The sequence below is a fragment of the Bradyrhizobium sp. UFLA05-153 genome (assembly GCF_054185185.1).
On sequence record NZ_JBBIAM010000232.1, the window covers coordinates 1 to 6,658 of the forward strand.

Below are 6,658 nucleotides of genomic sequence, written 5' to 3' on the forward strand. Positions count from 1 at the left end.
GGACGCGAGAGTGCCGGAAAGGAGAAGAACAGGCCGTCGCAATAGGAGCGGAATCCCTGGGCTTCGATGGTCTGCCAGGTCCACTGCCCTGGGCTGATGTTGACGTAGGTGACGTGCTTGTGGCGCTGCGCAACCGTGCTCAGCATCGGCGCGTAGTTGCGGAAGCCCGGCTCCACATACCAGCTGGAGAGATTGCAGCGGATGGAGATCCCGGCACCCTTGTCCCGTGCAGTATAAATCAGCAGCAGAACGCCGACGGGCGTCCGGTCACAGTCAAGCATGTAGCCGAAGCGTGCGAAACCTTCGGGGACATCGCGCACGGATTGGTGTCGGAGCCCGTCTATCCAGTAGTCGCGCGAGCGGTAAGCAAAGCCGCGCGTCAGAAGATCGGCGATAGCATCAAGATCGGCTACTTCTATCTGGCGGCATCGAATCATCGTCCGAACCCCGTTTTAGGATCCGATTTCGCTCGTTCGTCGGCAGGTCGACCAGTCTAAGTATTGACTTTTCAAATTCTCAATAGGCATTCACGTAGACCTCCCTTGAAAACAGGGTCAGCTGGATAATTCGGAGATCGAATAGAAACGACAGTTGTCGATGTAGTACAGATCGTGCTCCACACGTCGCTGCATTTTCTACGAGCGTATCGGTGCCTCCGCGATACCCATTGACCTGAGCCCAACCAGTAATCCGGGGCTTGATCATGCAACTACGGGTCGCGAAAGTCGTGTTCATGGCCGACTGTTTGCTGCCCCCCAAGTTGTCAAAAATCGCGACTATGACGCGGTCCGCGATATCCCGCGCGCGAGCCCGCGGCTTCCAGCACATGCCAAGCAGAATCTTACTCGTCCGGCAGTGCGGTGGCCGCCAGCGTCAACGCGGGCACCGCCTCGGCCGGCGGCAGCCAAGATCACCACAAGCGATCCCGCAGGCGTTCACTGGCGTCATTTGCCCGGCCGCAAAGAAAGCCCCGCCTCTTAGTGTTGTTTCACTGCTTGAAAAAAAACGTCGCTGGTAGTCAAGTCCGCTGGGGCAAGGTTCTTAAACCGCCTCGCAAGGTGCTGGGGTCTCAGAGCGGACGGCCGAGTCACGGCGTCTTCGCAGATCGTTCTGAAGCCATTTTTGTGGAGCAGACGCATGTGGGTCGAAAGGGGCTCACGATTTAAGAACCACGATCGCTTTCCACGGACAAGGGCCCATTTCAGATCGGAATAGGACCAATGGCCGTTCCATTCCCGTGCACACTCATGACTTTTGAAGTCGACCGAATGGGACATGAAACCTCCGGGCTTCAACCACCGCCTCATGGCGTCGTATGCTTCGCTCAATTCGTCTACATGCTCTAGCACCGCCTGAGAAAACAGCATGTCAATCGTTCCATCCTCGATCACGGCCGCGTCCAGCCAAGGAGCCCGCAACTGAACGGCCCCCCCCTGCGAAGTGCCGCGCAGCGCCGACTCGATCTCTCGTATCCGGGTCGCGGATGTGTTTGCGGCTCCGTTCGTAATCAGCTGCTCGGGGAACCGATAGCTTTTCAGCTTTGGGATCACAATGGGAAATTCAGCTTCGTCTGGAATATCGGCACGCCGGCTAAACAACTCAGCTAGTTCATAAAGCACTTGGATATTTCGCTCCGCTGTAACGTGCGAGATTACGTCAAGCGCATAGCATTTGGAAGCTCCGGACAGGAGCGCTGCAATCCCAATCCCCAGCGAGTCGCCCGGTCCGAGCTCTGCGATGACCTGAGGTCTCGTATCAAGCCCGCTTTCTGCTGCTTTCACGAGATGCCTTAGCCAGACGCTGTAGCAGTATCGGGCCGAGATTGTGCCGCCCGTTCCTTTGTCCCTGCGAGCAAGATGGTCTCTGACACCTGGGATTGCGGTCACGCCCGGCACGAATGTCACTGCATTGAAAACAATAGACCGCGTGCTGTACATCTTGTTGCCTCCAAGTCTATCGACAAACCGCCCCCTCGCTGACACAGTATCAAAAAGCTGGGGCAGGGCGATTTGAGCGGCGCTAGTGGTGAACGTTTCAGGCACAATCGAGAGAGGCGAACGCAAGCAAACTGCGCAAAATAGGTTGGCAGCCGAAAATCAGGCCTCTAGCTCACGCTCGCTGCGGGTCGAACACAACAGCCCCGAAGGATTACTCCCTCCGGTTTCGTCGCTTGAGTATGGCCAATCGTCAGGGATAGCTCTCGAATCAAATGCTCGGTTCTCGGATTGGCGAGGTTGGCACTGTCGCCATGGTGAGGTCCGATGTCGACGACGCCGGGGCATATTCATGGGGGCCGCCTCTCCGCAGTTCGCTCCCAGAGCCGACAAAGCGCTTCCTACCGTTCGCGCAGGATGTCGTGCTCGTACCGGGCGAGCGGCGAGAGCAGATAGCCGATGATCCGGCGCGATCCGGTCTTGACTCCACCGTGACAGCCATGCCCGGACTGAGATCGACCGACGCGATCCCCGGCCTTCAACTGCCGCTGGTCGGGCGATATCCGGGCGGCGTAGACGAGATCGTCCACCCCCTGCTGCTGCCTGCCCTCCGACGTGTTCTCGGCGCGAGGCCTGGGCTCGGCGACGTCGCGGCCGTCGCGTGAGATGGTGTCGGGCGAGACGCTCAGCACCTTGCCATGGAGCACCCATACCGTGTGAAGTTGAAGGTATGAACCTTGATCTCGGCGTCCTGCCCAGCATGGACAAAACCGACGTCGTCTCGCCAGAGTGGGTTCGATCTCGAGGCGACTATCCTGTGGGGCGACCACGGCGAGGGCCTGGGACGGCGTAACGACTCGTATGCGGCAGGCCTGAGAGCGGTACCTTTGGTCTGCTTCACCGAGGCTGGGGCAGCGGTTTGCCTGAAGCTGCGAGCTTTTGACGCAAACCGCGGCGCGCGGACTCAGACTCGGTACTCCCCCCTGAGCCCAAACTCTCCGGAGACAGTCTCCGGCAATGAGGCTGTCGGCCCCGGTTACCCCGCTGCTCGGGGCTTTTTGTCTTGCCATAAGCTTCTGCGCGCTGCGGTGACTGCCGCTGTGTCTGCGAGGCCCATCCTGACTGACCCTGGGATGATCTTGCAGCAATATCTGCTCTTCAGGCGCCGTTGGTTTTGCCGCAAACCCTATAACGGACCTTCCGGCAGCGCTCTCTTCTCTCTTCGTTGCGTTTGAGGCGTTCTCCGATTCTGACGGCAACACCGCTGTAGTGTCCGCCGAGCTGCGGGTGCAGTTTCAATTTCCGACCATAAGATTCCCCAGCGTATACCAGGGCCCCGCCCCAGCGATCGCAAGTGTGATATCGGGAGCAAAGTCCCCGGGTGCCGCCAGTCCGATTTGGAGCGGGTACGTGCCGGGAGCTAAACCTTTCACACTGATTGTGAAGGTGTCCGTTCGAGTGCCTGGAAGAAAGCCCTTCATTGAAATTCCCGTGTCCGTGACAATCGAACCGATTTTTACAAGAAGGTGGCGTTCAAAATACATCGGAGCATTTCCTACGTTGGACCAATCGAGGTTCAAAGAAAAGGAGGAGTCGGAGGTCACGGAGGTCGGCAACCGCGCTTGAGTCAAAACAAAGCGGTAACCAATTTTTGTTAACATGTCCTCCAGTTGCGAACGCATCTCGAACGGAATTGGAGAGCTTTTGTTGTTAAACTGGGAGGCATGATTGTCGATCGCCCACTGCAACGCCTGCTGCCACGGATAGTTAGACGCGACCCAATCCGACATCACGCCACAGGTTTCAAGGATGACCGGCGCATTCTGCCAGGCATTGGGAGCTTCCGCGAGGATTGCAGGGTAAGCGTCCCGCATGTGGTTCCAGCCAGAGGCGTAATTGCCCCAACAATCGACCCGCCACCCAACCTTGCGTTGAATCGCGTACTCGAATGCGCTGTCATCGCCTGCTTGTAAGGTGCCATCGATCACAACCGGAACTTTAAAGTTCGCCAAAAAATCATCAATCAAACTCTTGAGGGCCGACGTGCTCGGATATGGCGGCTTCGGTGATGTGCCCCAGAAATGAAACTCGCCCCAATCGCCGACAAAGCCAATATCCACCGAATCAATCGCCGGATTGTTGCCGTACTTCTGGCCAAGCGCCGAAACAAGTGCCGCAAGATCTTGCTGGACGACGTTTTGGGTGAGGTCGGGAAACCAAACTCCCGAAGTGCCTTCGAAGTTGAAGGTAAAACCGGGAAATCCGGCGTTCTTCAAGCCGACAGGGCCGACATTGCCGTTTGCGAAGCCCATGATTCGGAAGGCGAGCCGCTGTCCGGCTGCCTTGGCGGCGAACAGTGCTTTGTCAATCACCGCAAAATTAAAGACTCCAGGCGCCGATTCCACTTGGCTCCAATCTACCCGGGTGTACATCGTCGAGGAGGGGAATCGACGATCTAATATCGCCGATTTAGAAAACGTCTGATAGCCAATGCCAGGATTTTTGATAATTCCGGTAATGGGAGTCGGAGTGATGGTTTGCAACAGAGGCGTGGGAGTCGGTGTTTGTGCTGGAGTAGGAGCTGGTGACGGAGCCGGAGAAAGTGATGGCGATGGTGAAGGAAGTGACTGCGAAGAGCTCTCGGATTGCGCGCGCAAAGGGCCCAGGCAAGCGGAAAGCGCTATGGATAGCACGGTCGCAAGAAAGACGATCCGTTTTGAGATCATTCCATCACACCCAAATATAGTCAGAGCAAGAGCTGTGATTCATCCTCAAATTCATCCACGGAAGACGGCTCGTCGATTTCCAATTCCTGAATGGCGGCGAGGAATCGTTTTCGCAACCTAAGTCTTTTCGGAGCATGTGGAGGAACTTGTCCGGATAACGGGCCGTCAATCCCTCGATGTAACGCTCCACTTTACCTGACCCGAGCCCGCAATCTCTTTCAAAAATGGGTTAGAGCGAGCCGAGTTCACGGAAAAACAGGTCATCGGGATCTTGCGGGAACAGGAAGCCGGGGTGAAGATGGCCGATGTGTGCCGCAAAAATGGGATCGGGGGTCACTTCCGCCGCTCGCAAACGAGCGATATGAGCGACCGATGCATGTTCGTGAGCACAAACCCAAGCAGCACGGCCATCACAAAGACCGCGGACTTCGCGAAGAGACGCAGAAAGACGGATCCGTTCAGCCCGGAGCAGAGGACGTGGACGACGAGCACACCGACTGCGACCACAACGATGACTTTCCAAGTCTGATCGAGCCGTGTCATTTGAGCGATGCTGGTTCCTAGTGCTTTGGCGACCTTGTTCAAGGCCCAGCACTCCCAAAGAACAAGGCTTGTGGTGCTTCCTGCTACCGCACCGGCAAGTCCGAAAAAGTAGACACCAAGAATGCTCAAAGCAATCGATAGCAGAAGAGATATTGCACCGACTATTGCAGCCGGCCGGCCAAATCCAAATACCTGAAGCAAATGGCCCGCCGCGAAGACGGTTGCCATCCCTCCCAAGAGATAAATGCGCATGAGCGGGACCGCCCCCAGATACTCGTGCGTATATATGAGTTCGACGAGCTCGTCCGCGGTCGAGAAAAGCAACCCGAGAACTGGGGGCAGCAGAAGTCCCAGCACGAGGTATCCTTTCTGTATCAGCGCTCGGGCGTCATCAAGCTTGCCCTGGCCCACCAAGGAACTGATACTGGGCAGAAGAGCATCCCTCAGAGGGTTGCGGATCAATGTTCCGACGACCACAACAATCGACGCAATCGAGATAAGTGCAAAGGCCGTGTTCGAAAAGTTCGCCGCTACGACCCATTGGTCGGCCTGCACGCGCAAAGCGAAAAGCCCTTCGGCGACAGCAAAAGGCAGTGAAATTTTCAATTGGATGCGTACCAGCTGCCCGTCGAATCCCAGTCCCGGTTCCTGCGCGGCAAACAGGGCATAGGCGAGGGCTATCCCGACCTTCACCATACCCACGCCGCACATGGCCACCAGAACCCAGGCCACGTCGCCGGACGCGACGGCCGAACCTGACAATGCGGCCGCCCTGAGTATCGCAAGGCCGACCGTTGCGCAGGCCTGCCACTCCGCTCTTCCATCCGCGTTCGGCAACACGTCGAGAATCGACGCCAATATCCAGGTGCCGGCGAAAATCTGAACGAGCGGCGAGTAGCGCTGTAAGCCGGCGATCGAACCTGGCAAGACGGGCATCAGCACCAGAAGCAAGAGGACCGAAAGACCCCCGAGTGCGAACAGGCTTACGAACGTATTCCCCACCAGCTTCGGCCGGGTTCCGGGAGCAGCGCGCGGCAGGAAATAAACCAGGGACTGAGGCAAGAAAAGGGGGAACAGGATCAACCCTGTCGTGGCGACCAACCCTATCAGGCGATAGTCCCCAAACTCCTGTTTGGTAAGGTGGCGGACCAGGACGACCGGCAGCGCCATTTGCACGGCATACTCGAGCAGCCTTGCAGCGGCCAAAAAAACCGCCTTGCGGCTAATCCCTGACGTCATGCCACGCGCGCCCCAATCTGTGCGGCCTCGTCCAGGAGGCTTTCGTGCTTCCTGTGCATCGAGCATAGGGAAATGAGGCCATGAACGCGCCGACGCGCACGCATGCCGTCCCCCTTGCATATATCGTCGTCGATCAGGGGTCTCATCGCCACACCGGTTTGCTCGACGCGAGCCATTTCTGCCTTCGGCGAACAGCTTCCTCGATTGCTGCGACGT

General features: G+C 57.5%; 4 protein-coding genes and 2 pseudogenes. 1 reads left to right on the forward strand and 5 read right to left on the reverse strand.

All coding sequences use genetic code 11. The features are described 5' to 3' along the window. From Q2941_RS50160 to Q2941_RS50175, 4 genes and pseudogenes are all read right to left on the reverse strand, one after another. Window positions 1–437, reverse strand: a pseudogene (locus Q2941_RS50160) (acyl-CoA acyltransferase); the annotation flags it as partial. 540 nt (window positions 438–977) lie between these two features. After that, complete coding sequence (locus tag Q2941_RS50165) at window positions 978–1,937, reverse strand: methyltransferase domain-containing protein (RefSeq protein ID WP_458197331.1); 960 nt, start codon at window positions 1,935–1,937, stop codon at window positions 978–980. 398 nt (window positions 1,938–2,335) lie between these two features. Next, a complete protein-coding gene (locus Q2941_RS50170; RefSeq protein ID WP_458197332.1) occupies window positions 2,336–2,641 on the reverse strand; it encodes a hypothetical protein in 306 nt (101 codons plus the stop codon). 588 nt (window positions 2,642–3,229) lie between these two features. After that, a complete protein-coding gene (locus Q2941_RS50175) occupies window positions 3,230–4,477 on the reverse strand; it encodes a DUF4832 domain-containing protein (protein ID WP_458197333.1) in 1,248 nt (415 codons plus the stop codon). A 394-nt stretch (window positions 4,478–4,871) separates the two neighbouring features. On the opposite strand from Q2941_RS50175, the pseudogene Q2941_RS50180 reads away from it, so the two are divergent. Next, a pseudogene (locus Q2941_RS50180) lies at window positions 4,872–4,988 on the forward strand (transposase); the annotation flags it as partial. 5 nt (window positions 4,989–4,993) lie between these two features. Here Q2941_RS50180 and Q2941_RS50185 read toward each other — a convergent pair. Beyond that, window positions 4,994–6,442 carry a lipopolysaccharide biosynthesis protein gene (locus tag Q2941_RS50185; RefSeq protein ID WP_458197334.1) on the reverse strand — a complete coding sequence of 483 codons (1,449 nt, stop codon included), beginning with the start codon at window positions 6,440–6,442 and terminating at the stop codon, window positions 4,994–4,996. Between the last annotated feature and the right edge of the window lie 216 nt (window positions 6,443–6,658).